Source organism: Bacillus cereus group sp. Bce041, from assembly GCF_052646455.1.
Genome location: NZ_JBQXON010000013.1, coordinates 77,198 through 96,949 on the forward strand (window position 1 = coordinate 77,198; position 19,752 = coordinate 96,949).

Below are 19,752 nucleotides of genomic sequence, written 5' to 3' on the forward strand. Positions count from 1 at the left end.
CTTTGGTTTATCCATTCAGCTACTAGTTTATGATGGATATATTATTGTGTCGATTCATCAAATTATACTATATTTTATGTTTATTTCCCAGTCTTCATGTAATACCAATCAGTCAGTTTATGAAGTAGTTCTTCTTTCCCTACCCAGTTCCATCCTACTCCACTTCCTCCAGGGAATGGATCATCAGGAAATACTCTTCTTTTTATGAAATCATCGTACGCAACACCCTTAATCTCTAATTGCTCAGTTAAACATAAACTCATTTCATTGATACCTGCTGGAGCTGTTTCTACATTAAAAGTGTATACACCATCTTTTGTCTTCATTGGTGAATACCATTTTTGGCCGCCATCAATGATTTTCTCTTGTCCATCCCAATATAAAGACTTAGTTGGTCTTTTACTATCAAAAACATGTCCTGTTGCTTCAGATAAATACATATTTTTAGGTAGGAATTTTGCTGTATTATCTTTAAGTTCTTTCTTCTCTAAATCTTGAGTAGCCTTTAATCCTTCGTCTTCAAATGGGTATTGTGCCTTAGCAGCAGTAAATACACCAGGGTAATTTGCATTCCAATCATTTTTGTACTTACCGTTTACTTCATACGAAAATCCATAACCAGAATGTAGCTTAGAAGGAGCTAAATTATCAATACTTCCTGTCAAAGTTTCATAATACATTTCCCCAGTTATATCTTCTTTTGATACACGTTCACTTACTGTTTCTACTACACCTTTTACACTCATTACTCCGCACATCCCTTTTTCATGAGATGGTGCATAGATAACTGTTTTAATAGGATTATTTTTGTACGTAGTTTCCTCGATGTCTATACGGTTACCAGCAGGGTTAATTTCCGCTTGAATTGTTCCTTTCCCTTTATGTTGCCAGCCAAGGTTCAATGTTTTCTTTTCTCCCTCAGTTAACCTTACCTTTTCTGATGCTACTTGTTGTCCGTTATGCTTGAGCACGACTATTGTTTCAGAATTTCCATATTTTACTTCTAGTGCATCTAACTTTTTAATTTTGTTTTTCTCTTTTTCTAACTTCTGCCTTGCTGTATCTAGCCTACTTGCAGCACTATCCAATCTATTTTCTTCCCAAGAGCAGTCTCTATCATAGTAGTGATCCTTCCCTTCAGCATCTACCTCATGAATTGGATTACGACGACAATAACTTAGACTAGACTGTGCACTATCCCTATCAGATTCAGAAGTATTTACTTCTTGCTGGGACTTATTAATATTGTTATTTACCTTTGCCCTGTATTGGTCACGTTCTGGTTTAAAATTATCACGTGATACATCTATTCTTGTTTTTATATTCTTTCCTTCTCTTGCTGTTTCTCCTTCAATTCGGTCAGCAGAGAAATCAATTTTATATTTAAAATCATCTTCATCACCTGGATCTGGATTAGGTGTTACTTCTGTACCACAGTTTCCATCTACAATAAAATCAACTGTTTTCTCATTTGACTCCCTTTGAACCCCATCAATAATTTTTAATTTTGCAGTATAACGACCACACATCTGAGGCTGCCAACTTATATCTTCTTTCGTAAATCGTCCTGCATCACCTTCATTTGGTTTTTGATTATCTTTTTGTGGCGTTGAACGTAAGTAATTTTCTTGATGATACACTGTTTCACCACTTTTAGTAATATCTAGTAGCCATTGCACACGATTTCGTTCACCTGCTATCGATGAATAAGGGTTACCTATATCGAGTTTGGGACCACGTTCTGTATATCCTTTCTCTTTACTTACATACTCGAAACCGTTAAATGTAAACTTAACAGGTGTATCCTTCTTACCACTAGAGACTTTAAAATCTTTTATTTCAGGTTTACTAGTTCGTACATACCATAAACTATATTTATTTATTCCATTTACGCCACCAGCACCTGCATATCCACCAGAAAGATAAGCTATATCACGAATCCAGTAAAATTCTCCATAATTCTCAGAACCTGTATTATTAAAAATGACATGGCTGTTTATATTATCTAAAACAAATTTAGGATTTCCCCAATATTTATCAGAAATAACACCATTATTCACTCTTTCTATTTCTGTAACCATCCGATCTCCCACTGTGACAGCCTTATTCCAATAACCTTCGTTTGAAATCCGTACATATGGTTCACTTAGGTCTTCTTCTTGTACTAAATTTCCTCTTGGATTTTCAAAATTAAATGAACCATTGTAAACAGCCGGATAGTGAAGGTCTCCTTTGTACGCTAAATCTATACCAGGTGGTGCATAATCTCTTCCAAATCGATAGAATTTACCTTTCATTTGTAAATCTTTTGACTTAAGAAACTTATCCTCATTTCCATTCAGAAAAGGTACATCGGCATTTTTTGCCTCGACCATTGTAGGCATCGCTAATAAAACAGAAGTACAAACCAACAATAGTTTACTTTTTATTTTCATTATTTCCCCCCCTAAAACATAAAAAAGGACAAACCTGTACCATTGGTTAGGTACGTAAGGTTTGTCCTTCACGTATATCATTTGTATATCTTATTATAATTATAAATTATTATATCATTATTTTGAATGAACGTCTACATACATTGTGTGATCAGCCATAGATTGTCCAATGCGAATTTTATAGTTTCCTTTTTCATAGTTGTTTATTTTACGTGCATCAACCGTTTCTTGAATTTCCTTATCTAGATTTAAGCCACTTAGTAAAGTAGTCCATTGTTTCGCTAATTCAACAGTCGCTTTGTTGTTATCTAGGAAATACATTTTAAAATCACCTGAACTTCCAACTACAGAAAATTGTGCTCCAATAGAACCTTCTGGTAGATACATATTACTATCTAATAAATCAATAGAACCACCAATCTCTTTATATTTTAAGCTTGTATTATAAGTACTATTAATATCTTTAATGATACTCTGAGCTTCACTAGATACTTGTTTCTGTACTATTGGGTTTTTTAATGCTTCTGGATAATAAACCAATTTCTCATTTGCTAAACTAGCATCTAAGCCTGCTGGTACTTCTGGCTTTGTCTCTGGCTTAGTTTCAGGTTTTGGGTCTGGCTTCACTTCTGGCTTTTCCTCTGGTTTTGTTTCAGGTTTTGGGTCTGGCTTCACTTCTGGCTTTTCTTCTGGTTTCGTTTCAGGTTTTGGGTCTGGCTTCACTTCTGGCTTTTCTTCTGGTTTCGTTTCAGGTTTTGGATCTGGCTTTTCTTCAGGTTTTGTTTCTTTTTCAACTGCATTAATAGAGTTATATAAGAACTGGCTATATTGTTCACGAGTTACATGCGTATATGGTGAATACATATTATCTCCTGTACCAATAGTAACACCATTTTCTTCTAATGCACTAATTGCTTTTAATGCCCATGAGTTTTTATCAATGTCAGTAAACGATGTTGTCTTAGTAGCTTTGAATTTGAAAGCATTTGTAAGTACTTGTGCCATTTGTTCACGAGTTAAAATATCATCTGGACCATATTTCCCATCACCAAATCCATTCACAAGTCCTGCTTTAGCAAGTGCTAAGATTTCTTTTTCAAACAAATGTCCTTTAATATCAGTAAACGGATTTTTGAAACTAGCATCTGCATCTGCTGGTTTCACGTACATATAAATCATACGAGCAACTTGCCCACGAGTTACATTATCACCAAAACCAAAAATATTATTTCCATACCCTTGCACCACTTTACGGTTTGTTAAATCATAAATTGCTTTCGTAGACCAGTGATTTGCTGGAACATCATTGAATTTTAATGAGTCTGTGTTATCAGCCTTAGCAGTAAATGCTCCTGCTCCTAGTAATGATGTACCCATAATTGTTAATGCTGTTGCTGTTTTTAAAAATTTGTTTGCCATTGTTTGTTCCTCCAAATATATTAGTTTTTTCATAGATTCCTTTATTGTACCTAATTTAAACATAAAATCCAGATAATTTAACATATAAATTTATTAATTAACTTTTTTATAACCGCTTTTCCATATGGTAAATATAACCATATGGAAATAGGCTTGTAATATATTTATATATATATATATAAATATTTTTCTAGCAAAAAAACTATACTTTTCAGCATAGCCTTTTAAAGTACAAGTCTTAGAATTTTCATTATTTAAAATACACTTGTCCCAATCCATCTTTACTCGCCCATATCGGAGCCTTTATGCCATCTACACCAATCAACTTAAATATGAAGAAATGGTGTTCTGCTTTCACCTCAAAAGAAAGAGGTTGACTATGATCAATGCGTCCCTTTGTATACTGATACTTCCATCCATCCATCTTTTCTTCTTTCATTCTTTTCTCTATCCCAGGGACTAAATCAACTCTTTTTCCATTGTAATCATATTGAAATCCACCCTTATTCTCTGCGATTTCTACCATATCAGCAGCAAAGTTATGTGCCTTCACTAACTGTATTCCATACAAAACGCCTTCAGGTAAAAGGCTAATTAATAATAAAGAAAAGGTCAGGAATAGAGCCGTAGTTACTGTATTTTGCATTTTTAATGCACCTACTCTTTTTCTTTATTTTAAGTTTCCACCTAATTGTTTTTCTTTTGCATTCCCATCATAGATAATAATGCTTCTTGCCTTACTCTTTATCGTTTCTTTTTTTTCATCAAATTGCTTAAAATAACTAGCAGCTTCTGCATCACCTTCGACAGCAATCATTGCTGGTTTCTCCTGTACAGCATGGACAGTGAAGTGACGTTTTGAAGCGGGATCTTTAAAATCCGCATTACCGTTATATGCTTTTTCAAACTCTTGTTTTGCTTTTTCTGGATCAATAGCTATTTCTTCCTCAGCTCGTAGAGTACCTACTTTTACAGACTTCACCAAAGCTATCTCGCCCCCCCTTTCTAAAGACGATTTATTATCAGTATGTGTTGTATCTCCAATCACCATATCAGTTACAAAGAATAGACAACCTACAAATAACAACAACATACTTGCTGCAACAATAAACTTTTGCATTCCTCTTCATCCCCCTTAACTTTCAGACTTTCGAAATCGAAATCCACTTAAAATGGAACTTTTTTTGGGATTCAACAATTGATTTGGTAGCAATAACTCTGCTATTTCCTTCATTATTCCTTCTAGCTCTTTATAATAGTTCCGACTAGATAGTAACGTACTACTATTTAATTGAGATTCAAATACATCTTCTATCTCATATGGTGGTAAAGCAGTTAATACCTTATCTCCAAAACATTCTTCTACTACTTCATGCTTTAAAAGCGCAGGAGAAAACTTATTCCCAATGATTCTTGCTTTCTCTAAAGCTAAGTAAGAAACGAGCTTTCTTTCTTTTTGTGTAAGGGGATGCGCTATCTTTAACAATTGATGCAGATCTGGTTCCGCTACAAAGAATATGTAATCCACCATTTCACAGATCTCATGGTATAAATCTTTATCCCAATCGCTCCCTGCATCAATAATAGATACAGGTGCTTCTTGGTTGGCCAATAAAACCTTAATAAAATGGTCGAAGTCCTGCTCTGTTTCGTTTTTCAGCTCTTGGTCCACTATAGGATTCTTTACAATATAATTTATTCTTCCTTGCTTCCATTTTGGAATTGATAATATATCAGATTCCTTCTGAAGCATCTCTTTATATCGCTGCAACATAAATTCACTACGATAGTTTTCTGGTGCTTCTGTATATCCCTTTAATAACGGATACGTATAACCATCATCATATAGATTCTCTATATAATTCACATCAATCTGTAGTTCATTTAAGTAAGCAGCTAAAAGATGTGAAACAAATGTAGCACCACTTCTTCTGTTCATACTGGCCACAACTATTGTTCTTCTTGGAATGGCAATACCAATTTGCTTCTCATATACTGGCTCAAAAGCCAATTTATACTGTTTTTTTATAATTGGTGCTTTTGGTGTTTCCTGCTGGATAGACTTACTCTTTGGTTTGTTTTTAAATAATTTAGATTTAGAGGGAAGTTTACTGTTGCTACCTTCCTTTAATTCACTTGATACTTCCTCTTCTTCCTCATCAACAGGAACTTCGGGCAATTTCGTATGTTGCGGTGCCTGAGTTGCTCCTACAATTTCCACTACATTTTTAATATCCGATTCCTGTAGAAGCTGCGGTATGACTTTATTATCAATATCAATTTTACGAGAGTTAAAAATGTCATAGATACCTAGATAAATCAGTTTCGCTAAAAACTCATCATCATTTTCACGCTCTGTAAATACTACAATCCGAATATCCTTCTGAAAGCGAATGTCTCTTAACTTCTGTAAGATAATTAATTCCCGCTTATCTTCGTGTCCCGCATCAATATTTAATCGTTTGTCATTAATACATAGAATATCGGGTTTTTCCGTATCCAGAATTTCATCTAAATACTTAATGTGCATGACATCACTATCAGCTACTTCAAATCCCGCACCAATAAAATCCTCACGTAAATATGCCGTATACACAGAATCACTAATAGCTAATACAATCTTTTTCATTTTAAAAAACTCCTCTTTGATAGAAAATCGCTTTAAAGTAATAGCATGTTTTCAAAAGGCACATTTGTTGCATTTTGTATTTTTGTTAATAGTTCGGTGAGAAGCGCTTCTATTTCAAATCCATCCAAATTACATGGCATATTATCAATAAGGTTATATTTGACTCTAACCTCTAAACGATCTTCGATTTCTTCTAACGGTACCTCACTAAATAAACTTTGTTCATATATAAATCCATCCCGAAGATATTTTTGTATTTCTGTCTTGTCTTTGTAAACAATGGTTACTTGTGCTAATTCACTAAAAGGGTTATCTAAAGTTAATTTCGTATTCCAATTTAGACTCCAAATTTCACAGCGGCCGTCTGCATGCACAACATTAGCAGCTACAGATGGAGTAATTGTAAATAAACGATCTACTGGAACATTTGTAAAAGTAGTTGTTTTTCCTTCTACTACTTTCAGTCCTCTTTCCTCACGTTCATGCTCAAGTGAAATTTCCGCACCAAACAATGCAATTTCACAAAATACTTGCTCCATTATGGGTTTAATGCCTTCATAAGTTCGAACAGCAAATACACTAAATTCTTGTGTTTCATCCGTTCGAACTAATTCATAAATGCTAAATTCCGCTGCATTTACAATTGCAAAAGGAATATCTTGTACAAAATTAGGATTTGTAAATAGAGAATCCGGGATCACTGTCTCTGGATGTTTGAAAAACTCTAAACCAAGCTGATATCCTTTTAGAAATGCATTCTTAGCAGCAGCTGGGAATAATGTTTCAAACCCTTTGAGACTGCTTTTAAATTGCTTCTCTTCGACCTCGTTATTAAATTCTCTATCTTGTAAAATGTTTACACGATCAGCAAGCAGTAAAAAATAGTAGTTAATAAGAGAATTAATTCTCTCCTCAAAAACTTGATTATCTTTACAATATTTATCAAATCTTCTTTTGCTTTCACTAATAATTTCATTCATTCTTTAATACTCTCCTTATCATTTTCTAGTTATTAAATAAAAAAAAGACACACCAATGGCAGGTATATGCCCTCGGTGTGTCCGTTTAGCAAGAATTGAATATCTCTCGATTCATATATTAATTTTAAACAATGAAACTTATGTATAAGATTATCTCTATAAAATCTAAATGTCAATACTACTTCGCAATTATTAATTAAACTCACAAAAATAATGCTTCTAATTGATTAACCTTTTTCTTTTTTTGCATATGTCATTTAACCACCTAATTCAGGTAACACTATTAGTATATCTAAGTACAGGATTTTCATACCAAAATTTCGATTTATATTTACAACTAAATTTCAAAAGTAAAAAACATTCATTTGATATATTCCTTGCCTTAGAGAACTTTAGATATAAAACAATCTTTATAGTACTCATAACATAACTAACAGCAAACAACTAATACATATTAATGTTATGTAAACAATCAAGCGGTATAAACACGTTCATTGATATTAACACATCAACTGACATTGATATGAAATCCTATATTGAGAGATAAATATAAGTTAAACTAACCCAGCCAGTTTATACCTAAACCAACTTACTAATTACATATTTCGCAAACAAAAATTATAAAATAGCTTTTGGATTCCTATTTAAGTTATTAGACAAAAAGGAATGCTAATGATGAATATATATCCATAACATGTTTTTCTTGTATGAATTAAAATGACTTTTAGTTTACGCATGCTTAAAATTGAATGACACACAAAATCATTTCTATTATAGCTAAATTTCAAAACCATTTCTTTCACTCAAATACTATAAAAACTACAATCTATAATTATAGATTGTAAAGATATTATCTGTACTTTTTTATCATAAGAAAACTCATACTTATAGTATGCCCAACTAAATAAGTCATATACCTGAACATTACAACTGCTATTTATAACTAAATTTCAAATATGCTACACCATTCTTTTTATAAATCTCCTTGATCAAGAAGGTTTCAAAGAAAATCTATCTCTATTTAATTTATTAACACAAGAAGTACATAACCCGGATATGTTAATGTCATATAAACAATTATCCGATACTAATACTTCTGATTGAAATTGACATATCAATTAACATTGATATGAAACGAAATAAAAATGTGTAGATGTTAATTTCATATCGATATTTTACATATTATATAAATCCGATGGTACTCAGGTGTGAATTAACGTAAAACCATTTGGTAAATCTACATTTATTATTAGTTAATAGGATGTAACAACTAGCAAACCAGCGCATGCTATATTTTATTACCAAATACTTTTATTAACTTTTTAAGGAAGTTTAAGTCATAAACACCCATTAGAATAACTACCATCTCTAAGTCGAGATGGTAGTTTCTATCTCTGATCAACATGACATTAACAATTAGGATGATCCGTCCTTAGTTTGAATAGTTTTTGTTAATTTTATATTAATCTCATAGCAATTTCTTATTTCATGTCAATGTTATCTTTATGGATATTCGAAGTGTACTTATCTAATTTCGGTTAACATATCAACCTCATCATCTTATTTATGATCTTATTATTATATGCAAGCATGTACTAGAGATCGGATATCTACAAAAAACACCACCAGGATTATTTTAGTATTCTAAGTCAAACTTTAGTATCTTAAAAACTTCCTTAAAATTACCCATAAAATCCTTCGTTTACGATTCACATTCCATGTTAAAAGTAATCTTTTTAGATCAACATGTAAACATAGGGTTAATATGCCTATTATAGTTAACAAAACATTAACATTAGGTGCTTATGTGGTGTTAGAAGAATGTTTTAGTATTGGTTTCATGTCAATGTCACCTTTTATATCAATGTCAATTCGCGAGCTCAGTTTGTTCTTAAATACCGATAAAGTTCATTTTGTTGATACTGACTATACAAATTTCTATCATGACATGCAATATACAACTTAAATTGTACATTCTATACTAAATTAATATACATAAGTAGATCCGTAGCAAGTAAATGGGGAGTAGGAACGAATCTCTTCAAAGTATTATGAATGTGCTCCTATATCCTTAAATACCGTTTTGTTTATTGAACAATACTAAATCTATATTAATATTATTTACTTTTTACTAGTTTTTATACGTGATAATTACATTTTGGACATTAGTATGTGTATTTTCCGTTATATACCTGGATTATATCCTTATAACTTATTTACAAAATAGCTTTATTTCCTTATCATTAATATTAAGTAGCCTAATTTGTTAATCTCATAGCAACTATCAGTAGTGCTACTAACATAATATATATATTCCCATTAACAAAACATTACCAATTATATATTTCGAATTGGTAATAAAGTTACTAATTCAACCGAATTTTATACTAAGTGTTAATGTTTTGTTAACAAGTATATGTTTACATGTTAATTTCATATTTCATGTAATCCACTGGATTGGTAGGGATTTTTACAAATATTATCGAAATACTAGCTAACATGTTAATTTCAGCTCACATGTTAATTATAATTAGTTGTTTATGAGTTGATTTTTGAGGAGGTAGTTACAATGATTGAGCAAAAAAATGAAAAACAAGACCATCAAATTAACGATGATGATATATTAGATGATAATGTTTTCGAAAAAGCATGGCGGATAACAGAATTCTCAAAACTAGTAGGACGTCATCATAATACAGTTTATAATTGGTTCAATATCCTAGAAGAAAAGGGACTTCATGAAACTTTAAGAACTCAAAATACAAATGAAAAACTCTATAATGCTTTAGACCTTGAAATTGCTCTATTTATAAAGCAGAAAAGGGATGAGAAATGGTCTTTAGATGCAATTATTGACCTTTTACCACACCAGTTTGATTTAAGACCAGTGTCACCAGAACATCAAACAAATGAGGTATCCACTGAATTAAACCTTCAAGCTACTGCAGAAATTATTGAAAAAATGGTAACTAAACAGTTAGAAGAAAAAATAAAACATATTGAATCTCATTATGAAGAGAAGGTAGAGAGTATATTAAAGCAGTTACCACAACCAGAAGATGTAGAAACGCTAAAATTACGCCAACGCCAAGATAGGCTTGATAATTTTATTATTGAGCATAGAGCACGCCAAGAATTAAGAAAACAAGCAGAGAACTTATGGAATAATAAACCTGAGGAAGAGCGTACTAGAAAAGCAGGCTGGTTTAAAAAAGAGGAAGATTTGAGTAAAAAACAACTCTTCATAGAGCAGTACATACAAGATAATATTATTGAGCATATAAAATCTCTTATGAATTCAGTAGAATAATAAAAAAGTCTGGAACTTAGTCCAGACTTTTTTATTATTTTGTAGTACCAAACATTTTATCTGGATCTAAAAAATCTGCTAGATCTTCATCTTCATTTGCTCCAGCATTATTGTTTTCTTCGTCACTACCCATATCGATAAAATCTCCAAATGCAAAACCTAAATCCTCATCCTCATCTATACTTTCAATCGTACTAATTTGAGACTTTTTATACTGAATTTGGCTTTGTCTTTCTTTAAACTCATTAAATTCTTCAACTAAACCTTTAGATAATCTCGATGGTAATGCATCAGTTTTATAGAACGTATATACACTTCCTAAGAAATCATTCTTACTCACCAAATATCCATTAAAGACTGTGCCATTTATAGGTAAATTATTTGAAACTTCTACCTTAGCGTCATCCATAAAGGAATCATTAATATTCTTTTGCTCATCTAGGATAGCAAGCATACCAAAATGATGTACTTTTGATGCTTCAACTGAACCATCATCGTTCTTCTTCATCAAATCAATTGGGGGATGGAAAGAGCTTCCTCTTAATGATTCTTGAAACATTTCTATAATTGCATGGCTATTTTCTATTTGATTCATATTACGTGAAACCTTATTAATTACTAAACAGCCCGTTTTCTCAAGTAAAATACGTTTAAAGTCTTGAGAATCCAGTATTACAGATGTACCAGATCCATTAGCAGCGGTATTTAACTCATGAATAATTTCACTAATACGTTGATTTGCATAATCTCGTGAATTAGCGACACCTTTTTTCTCATTTTCATTTAATTCCTTAAATTCATCGTAAAAATGCTGGTTATCAGCAAATACTACAAATGCTACACCTTTTGATTTATCATTTGCTAATTTCCAAATTTCCTGTGAAAATTTATTTACTTGTCGTAATACATCAGGCCCATCCGCTCGGACGGGAAGAGTTACAACAATCCCCATTTTAATAAAGTCTTTGCGCTCAATAGCATTTTCAAAGGCTATTCTTGCAAACTTTGCCTGATTCGCCTTAATTTCAGCCATTGGATATAGCTGCGCAACCTTTTGTAATTCTTGTCTGATTACTGGCTTGTTATGAAAAGCCGAAAATTCTTCAATGGCCTTAATGATTGTAGAAGTTCCAGTTCCTCCACCTAAACCTGCAAAAAATAAAACAAGTTCATCCGTAGGTCTTACACGTTCAGTAATAAATTCTTTTAGCTTTTCTTTTGCTTCCTCATTTGAATCAAGGACTTTTACTGCACGCTCAGGGTTCTTACCTAAACCACCTAATTTCAGTGAAACTTGATTACTTTTTGGTACATTTTTTAATTCAGCTAGATCGCCATCATTACTATTTAGTGCTAAGCAATTATATACTGCTGTGCCATCTGTATGTGTATATTCCGCAAATTTATCTACCATTCTAGTACCAGCTTGACCAAAACCGACCATCGTCATTTTAACTGCCACTTCATTCTTTAAGAAGTTTTTTGCCATTATTTTATCTCTCCTTATTTATCTTTTTTCTTTTCCCTAACTCAATCAGTACTTGTTGCCCTCTATAAGTTGAGATCAAAAATTTATATGGGTGCATGGTTTTTTCATAGATTAAAGACATTGATGATAGCGTACTCACACTTATTTCCGCTGAACGTCTAGATATATTTGTACGTTCAACCTCTAATGAATAGGATTTTCCCTTTTTTTTCTTTACTCTCCTATCAATAACTACATTTTCCACTATTTCATTAATAGATATGCCCCTCATGTACTTCGTCTCTTGAAATTGTTTATTTACTATGTTTCCTATGTATAGAAATACACTATAGAGTATCTCATCTTGTTCAAGTATATCAGCAAACATGTTTACTACTTCATCCGCAAACTTGATTGTTTGATATTTTTCACTTAAAACTTCGTTCAAGTTGTCCCCCCCTTAAAACACTGGTTAATTATTCCTAGAAACATAGTACATCATTACACGTCGTATATCAAGTCATTATAAATAAAACTTATATACAGCACTTATATATAAGACTTATAAACACAAAATTAGAATTAATCCATATTTTATAAGGGTTTAAATGTACGACGTATATATAATGCGTATACATGTTATAACAATCTTAAATTTCATGTGATTTACATTTCAACAAAGACTATTAAAAAATCCAGATTAAAACTTTAAAAAATCGATTAAAAACCTCCTATTTTTTCAACATAAAAATTCAAGAAAAACTTATACATCGTATATATAAGTTTTATATATACGATGTATAAAAAAATACTTTTATATCAATATTAAAACAAAAATCTTATTATCAAATTTATATAAAAGTTGTATATAAGACTCTTATATACAACTTTTATATAAATCGTATTTGTACAGCTTACATAATCCAACTTTTATTTTTGCAATTTTCTAATATCTCATATTGGTCGTGTATATTTATATTACTAGGGAGATTTCAAGACGTTCTTATAGCAATTCAAACTAAGGTTTTCTTTATTACCTAGCTATTTTAACAGGTTTTATCACTTATAATACCGCTCATTGTTAATGTTATGTTAATGCACTGTTCTTCACTTAGTACTTGTTAGTTCACATTATTATATATGTTATAAGAAAAATTATCCTCTGTTCCTCATTTGAATTCAATTCCTTGTCAATTTCATTCATTCCTTGAAAGCCAGTAGAAGAGGTTGTTAATTTCATATGAACAGCATCAATCCCCTCAATATTCAACATATAAAAAAGAGAATACTAAGATAAATCAAATTTGACATTCTAAAAGTAGTAGGCTAACAACCACATCACTACTATGAAAAAGAAACATGTGTTCAAACTAGATTATTAAAAGTGAGATCTCATCTTATTAACATCAAAGTGATACTTACATTACAATATAAACTTTTGTAATGTAGTAGGAATGATGATAGCAATTATAACCTTACATAAAATTAACAATTGGTTAATTTTATCATTTCAGTTAGGATTACTCCTTCTTAACGATGCAAAAGGGGAAGTAGTTCAAGTGACTAAAACCTATATGTTAAGTACCTGTAGACATATTTCTAACTTATTTTTGATTTGGTAGAAACAATTAATAATATTTGTCTAAGTGAATTTATAATTCTATGCAATAAAAAACAACTAAAAGAAACAGTTGTAATTTTAAATCGAGACAATACCATGATTTAGAAATAACGCTTCATCACATATAAAATGTTGAATTTCGAGTTAAAGATAGAGAAAATTACTCTTTATTATCAATAAGCCTTTTTATAATTCTTGAATAATTTTAATCAATTAAAATGGTATTTTTACTATCTAATAAATGTTAGGACGTCATAACATTATTTTACAAATGGAATTTCATTATAACTATTGTTAGGTGTTTAGTAGTAGCTCGTCCTAACAAAACAAAGGATTTAATAGAGCCTTATAAATCAACAATTTATAAGAGATTTATAAGAGTAGTTATCATCTCAACTTCGATGTACAAAATGAGGTATCTCTAAAGATTAGAATCTCTTATTCATTTTTTCTTGTTTTACAACTAACACATCAATGTAATAGTATATGAAAAATAACAAGTATTTAATTTAAGTTTAATTCAATATAAGAGGTGTATGCATTGTCCGGAAAAGTGTATAAATATAGAAGATCAGGTACCAAAAAACATTTTCACTTAAAAGAGGCTGACATATTTGTCTTTACAGTTTTATATTACAAAAGAGCACTTACAACAAGACAAATCACTCAGTTATATAGTGCATTTGAGGGAAGAGAATATTCAGAAGCTAGCATATTCACAAAGCTTGACCGTTACTCACAATATGGAGCCATGCTAACTAAAAAAACAGATAAAAAGGCTGACAGTATTACGAAACGTGCTTTATTTTCCTTAAAAGAAAAAACAATTGAATTCTTAATGGAAATAGGAAGAATTTCTAAAAAAAGTTCAAAACGACGTTACTCAAGAGCAACTTCTTTTCACACAATGTGTTCACGCGAGGTCATGATCCGTACTCTTTTAGCGACTACAAAGAAGACACAAACGAATGAAATATTATATAAATTAGATATTCGTTCTTTTTACCAGAAAAAAAATGTGAAAATTGAGGACAACCAATTGGCCTTGATTCCTGATGAACATATTTCATATCAAAATAAAAATATCCATATTGAGATGGATATGTGTAAAGAAACCAATTCTACCTTAGTTGAAAAAGTAGAGAAGTACATAGAATATACAAAGAAAACAAATGAAGATGTAACGGTTGTCTTTGTTATGTACGACAAATCAATGTTCCTTGCAGAAGATGCAGAACCGCCATACGTACGTATGAAAAATCTATTATTTTCTATGCGGAAGTATCATGAACTATTAATGAATATACCAAATCTAAATGTACACATTTGCTCATTGAAAGATGCTGGAGATGTTATTTCAGATATCATTCTAGGAACAGATGATAATCAAAACTTGGAACAAGATATTCTTTTTCCTTTATCCCAACGTACAGTAGGAGATGTCAATTGGCGTTACACATTTGTCGAAAAAATTCAAACGTTTAAAGAATCAATAGATGGTGGCCTTCGACGAACATACAGGAGAGATAAAGATTCTATTCAAGATTTCTTTTTTATTTTTGGAAATGAAAATGATTACCGAATGATTGCAAGATTAGATGATATCGTGTTTTCAAGAAGGGAAGGAGATGAAGGCGTTCCGCTTGTAGTTATCTATCCTAAACGTGAAAATCCTAGAGATATTCTACTGATGGACACTTATGCTAATGTACTACTTCTATCCATACAAAATACAAATATAGCAACCGATAAACAGATCATGGTACATGCTGCAAATAACGTTAATCCGAAAAGACGTAAACTTGTAGAATTATATTAATCTTTTATTTTTTATATACTTTTATACAATTTTATTGATTTTTATTATTTAAGGTGATAGAATAACATTTGAACTAAACACTCAAAACTACAATCAAATCAGAACATATGAAATTAAGGCAAGCGACACACGCTGTTTTTACAGTAGGTGTCGCTTGCCTTTTTTCTATGGAGAAAGGTGGAAGTGGAAAATGACAATGAACTTACAATTTGCAACAACTACTGGGGGAGTGCTCTCAGCAAGAGAAGCACTTAAAACTCCAGAACTAGTCCTTAAACATATTACAGAAGGGGGAGCTAAATTTTGCGTTTCCCTACAAGATATCAAAATCCCAGGAAAGCCTAATTATTATTGGTACGATGTAATAATTGAAACTGCAACGAATAACAAACTAGAGATAAATATTGCGGTACTTTCTCAAGAAGAATATAACCAATTGTGTGAAGGAGATAGTATTGACTTATATTTAAAACAAACTGAAGATGCAGCGAAGTTCTTTCTAAAAAAATCAAAGGAACAATTCAAGCCAGAACTTCACAATCGTTTTACATTACACCATAAAGCTCAACTATGTCTTTAAAAAGTAGGTGAACCTTTATGGAGACATCTAAGCAAAGATTACCATTATACACTACAATTGCCTTAATTAGCGGATTTATCCTTTCATTTGGATTTGGTGTAGCAAACTACATACAGTTACTCTACTATGCATTTGAACCACCGTCTTATCCTATAGAAATTACATATGTACCACTATTTTTAATGTTCTTCTCTTTGCTACTAGGAGAATTTAGTTTTAGGTTCTACAGCCGTATACCAGCTTTACAATTTCAAAATGGCAAGTTATTAATTTTAATTGCTTCTCATATTGCAGTAGATATTCAGTTTTTATGGTTTGCAACTACTCCTATCCATGCGAAAGTTATTCCTTATCTTATGAATAAAGCAAAACATGTTAATTTTGGTGAATATCAAGCAATAGGGGATGTATTAACAGGAAATTTCCATACACTCACCATGATATTTGTATTCTTACCGACCGTATTTATGATTTTGTTTACTCTTTGGTACAGTGGCCATATTATCCGTTACAGAGAAGAAATCTTAAAGTGGGTACAAAAATACGAATATAAAAATCATAAGTTGCAAAAGTGGTTTAATAGCCAAGAGGAACAAATATATCCTGATGTTGATATAGGTCCTCATATTAAGCACAAAGAAATGATTCGAATCAAGGGGAAAGATAGAACCCTAAATGGAATTATTATTGGTCCTATTGGTTCTGGTAAGACATCTAGTTTAATTATTCCAATGATTAATCAAGATTTACACTGGATGGTACGTTTTATAAATAAGTTTGAAAATACGTATAAAAAGAATAATTATGATACAGAAGAAGTAAAAGGAACATTTTTAAATGGGATAACTGTTATTGAACCGAGTAATGATTTATGTCAAAAGGTATTTAAGTTAGTACAAGCACACAAGATTCCTGAAAGTTCAATTTATTATATTGATCCCACAAACCCTGATACCAAAAACATTAATATTTTGCGTGGACCAGTTGATAAAGTAGCCGAGGTTTTTGCAATGGTTATCCAGGGTCTATCGGAATCTAATAATGCATTCTTTGAACAAGCACAACGGAACCACCTTAAGCAACATATTTATTTATTAAAACTACATAACCCACAAAAAGATGTGACCTTTGATGACTTAATAGATATGTACGACGATGTAGAACGTGTACACCGTATGCACAAACTATTAAAAGTACAGGTAGAAAAATTATATGATTTTGTTCAAAGTGGTGTTGCATCACGTGATCAAAAAAACGAATATAAGATTATAAAAGGTATCGATGAATGGTTCGATAATACCATTCGTGAAAAAACGGGTTTCCAAGGGGAACCGGCCGTTTATAAATCTGGAAAATATCGTGGAAAACCAATGCATTATGACCGGGAAGAAGAATATGTAAAAGGTTTGCGTAACATCTTAAAAGATTTAGCCTCAAATGTTTTAATACGACGTGTTTTATTTGGAAAATCAGATTTTGATTTTGATGTTCACCTAGAGCAAGGTGGTATTTTACTAGTAAATACAGCCAAAGGAGAACTTGCAGATCTTTCTAATGTACTAGGAAAATTCGTATTACTAAGTATGCAAAATGCTGTATTCCGAAGAGAACCAAATATTTCACCATACCATCATATTATTGTGGATGAATTCCCTGATTATGTTGTACGCCCGTTCAAAGAGTTCCCTGCACAATCTCGTAAATATAAAGTCATTCTGACAATTGCAAGTCAAACACTATCTCAATTAGCTTTGGATTTCACAGAGCAGTATATGTTTACTTTACTAGGTTCGTTCCGTAACAAGATGATATTTGGTGATGTAACACCATATGATGCGAAAATTTTCTCTGACATGTTTGGTGAAACAGAGGAATTTAAAGAATCCGAATCCGAACAAGGGATTTCTCCTATGCAAGAGAATCCCGTTAGTCGCTTAGGTTCGACATATCAAAAATTAAAAGAAGTCGTTATGTCACCAGGAGATATCATGGCACAAGGTGCCTTCATTTGTGCTGCACGTATTGTACAAGCCAATCATGTGCAACCTGTACAACAAATTACTAGTAACTTTGTACCCAAAGAGGAGTTTGCTCAAGCAATCATTCAAGTAGAGATCAAGTCTGGACAATATTGGGAAACTGAACGTCTTCGACTCATTGAAGAATCTATCGCAAAATCAAATCCTATGAAACATGTAGATGCAAATAATATAAAACAGATAGAATCATTTCCACCTATGCATGGTGATAAAATAGAACAAAATAATTCCATAGAAACAAACACAGTAGAAAATGTAACTTTTCCTGATTATTTTAAGGATGTCAGTCAACAGGGAAATGTTATTGAAGAAACTGAAAATAAGTTGTATGAAGAAATTAAGGCATTCGTTATTGAATCACAACAAATCTCACCATCTCTTTTGCAAAGAAAATTCAGAATCAGCCATATAAAGGCTGTAAAATTTATTGAGAAGTTAGAACACAATCACATTGTGAGCACTTACACCGGGAATAACCCTCGTAAAGTTTTAATTTCAAACAATAATAATACGTTGATATTATCAAAGGATTCTCAAATCAATACTACTCCTTCATCTAATACAGATTTAGATAATACGACTTCACGAGAAAATAGCATTCCAAACGAAAAATCAGAAGCAAAGCAAGAGGAAACAGGCTTCTTTAAAGACATCCTATATGATGATGTAGTAGCCTTTGTTAAGGAATCAGGGAATTCTTCTATACATGCACTACAGAACGCATTTAAAATTGATTATACACGTGCTTCAAGATTACAAGATGCCCTACAACGGAATGGCGAGCTGCCGAATATAACAAAAGAGACACATAGGGAAATAGTAGGTCCTAAAAAAAATATGGAGCTAGCAGAACGGAAGAAAGAGGTATCTAATATTATGTTGGAACCAAAAAGGGATATAAATTACCCAATTCATTTAGGAATTCCTGTAGAAACTGATCCATTGCAAAAAAAGCTTCTAACAGAGGGACTTATAACCACAGTATTAGAGGAAACAAAAACAGATATGAAAACTAATTTGAAACCAGCTACAAAAACAGTTAATCCCACTAAAGAAAATAAACTTGATGAAGAGGTTGCAAAAGTTTACGAATCTATTAGCATTACTGTTCATCAAAACTTAGAAAAGAATATGGTAGAGAACACTAGAAATAATGAAGAGCAGCATGAAGATAAACATATGGACTATAAAGAACGCAAAAAAGACTTAAAAGCCAAACAAAAGAATACGTATAACAATACAAATTCACTACTTAATAAAAACCAGCAACAAAAGAAAAATACATCTAATGTAATGAGTAAGGAATTAGATGATTTTTTTGATTAATACCTATAGAAACCTAGAATAACTTTTTATTCAAGATTATATTTTTAGGGAAAATCTAGCTTAAATTAGGAGGAAAGGTTAGATATAGTATTTTAACTTTTCCCTTTTCAAAAAATAATACTTGCA

Annotated in this window: 12 protein-coding genes; 4 read left to right on the top strand and 8 right to left on the bottom strand. The window is 31.7% G+C overall.

The genetic code is table 11. The features are described from left to right. Positions 1–80: 80 nt before the first annotated feature. From ACUN13_RS26530 to ACUN13_RS26555, 6 genes are all read right to left on the bottom strand, one after another. Positions 81–2,435, bottom strand: a complete 2,355-nt coding sequence (locus tag ACUN13_RS26530; RefSeq protein WP_088344552.1) for a hypothetical protein — start codon at positions 2,433–2,435, stop codon at positions 81–83. 117 nt (positions 2,436–2,552) lie between these two features. Then, positions 2,553–3,917, bottom strand: coding sequence for an S-layer homology domain-containing protein (locus ACUN13_RS26535; protein WP_088344594.1), 1,365 nt, complete (start codon positions 3,915–3,917; stop codon positions 2,553–2,555). 187 nt (positions 3,918–4,104) lie between these two features. Beyond that, the gene (locus ACUN13_RS26540) at positions 4,105–4,500 is read right to left on the bottom strand and encodes a DUF4320 family protein (protein WP_088344550.1); all 396 of its coding nucleotides are present in this window, start codon (positions 4,498–4,500) and stop codon (positions 4,105–4,107) included. A 24-nt stretch (positions 4,501–4,524) separates the two neighbouring features. Then, on the bottom strand, positions 4,525–4,974 hold the full coding sequence (locus ACUN13_RS26545; RefSeq protein WP_001168894.1) for a hypothetical protein: 450 nt from the start codon (positions 4,972–4,974) through the stop codon (positions 4,525–4,527). 15 nt (positions 4,975–4,989) lie between these two features. After that, on the bottom strand, positions 4,990–6,483 hold the full coding sequence (locus ACUN13_RS26550) for a hypothetical protein (protein WP_088344548.1): 1,494 nt from the start codon (positions 6,481–6,483) through the stop codon (positions 4,990–4,992). 32 nt (positions 6,484–6,515) lie between these two features. Further along, entirely contained in the window at positions 6,516–7,463 is a 948-nt protein-coding gene (locus ACUN13_RS26555; RefSeq protein ID WP_445424025.1) for a hypothetical protein, read from the bottom strand. Positions 7,464–10,032: 2,569 nt separating this feature from the next. Between ACUN13_RS26555 and ACUN13_RS26560 the strand changes: the two genes are divergently transcribed. Further along, on the top strand, positions 10,033–10,773 hold the full coding sequence (locus ACUN13_RS26560; RefSeq protein ID WP_088344542.1) for a MerR family transcriptional regulator: 741 nt from the start codon (positions 10,033–10,035) through the stop codon (positions 10,771–10,773). Between the two features lie 34 nt (positions 10,774–10,807). Here the strand turns inward: ACUN13_RS26560 and ACUN13_RS26565 are convergent, their stop codons facing one another. Then, on the bottom strand, positions 10,808–12,262 hold the full coding sequence (locus tag ACUN13_RS26565) for a cell division protein FtsZ (RefSeq protein WP_001097036.1): 1,455 nt from the start codon (positions 12,260–12,262) through the stop codon (positions 10,808–10,810). Positions 12,263–12,266: 4 nt separating this feature from the next. Beyond that, a complete protein-coding gene (locus ACUN13_RS26570) occupies positions 12,267–12,689 on the bottom strand; it encodes a hypothetical protein (protein WP_001006726.1) in 423 nt (140 codons plus the stop codon). A gap of 1,714 nt (positions 12,690–14,403) precedes the next feature. On the opposite strand from ACUN13_RS26570, the gene ACUN13_RS26575 reads away from it, so the two are divergent. The 3 genes from ACUN13_RS26575 (at position 14,404) to ACUN13_RS26585 (ending at position 19,626) form a co-directional block, all read left to right on the top strand. After that, positions 14,404–15,681: a replication-relaxation family protein gene (locus tag ACUN13_RS26575; RefSeq protein WP_445424026.1), complete on the top strand. Its 1,278-nt coding sequence runs from the start codon at positions 14,404–14,406 to the stop codon at positions 15,679–15,681. A 190-nt stretch (positions 15,682–15,871) separates the two neighbouring features. Beyond that, on the top strand, positions 15,872–16,261 hold the full coding sequence (locus tag ACUN13_RS26580; protein ID WP_002164668.1) for a hypothetical protein: 390 nt from the start codon (positions 15,872–15,874) through the stop codon (positions 16,259–16,261). Between the two features lie 17 nt (positions 16,262–16,278). Then, positions 16,279–19,626 (top strand): DNA translocase FtsK, encoded by a 3,348-nt coding sequence (locus ACUN13_RS26585; RefSeq protein ID WP_445424027.1) that lies wholly within the window; start codon positions 16,279–16,281, stop codon positions 19,624–19,626. Positions 19,627–19,752 lie beyond the last annotated feature (126 nt).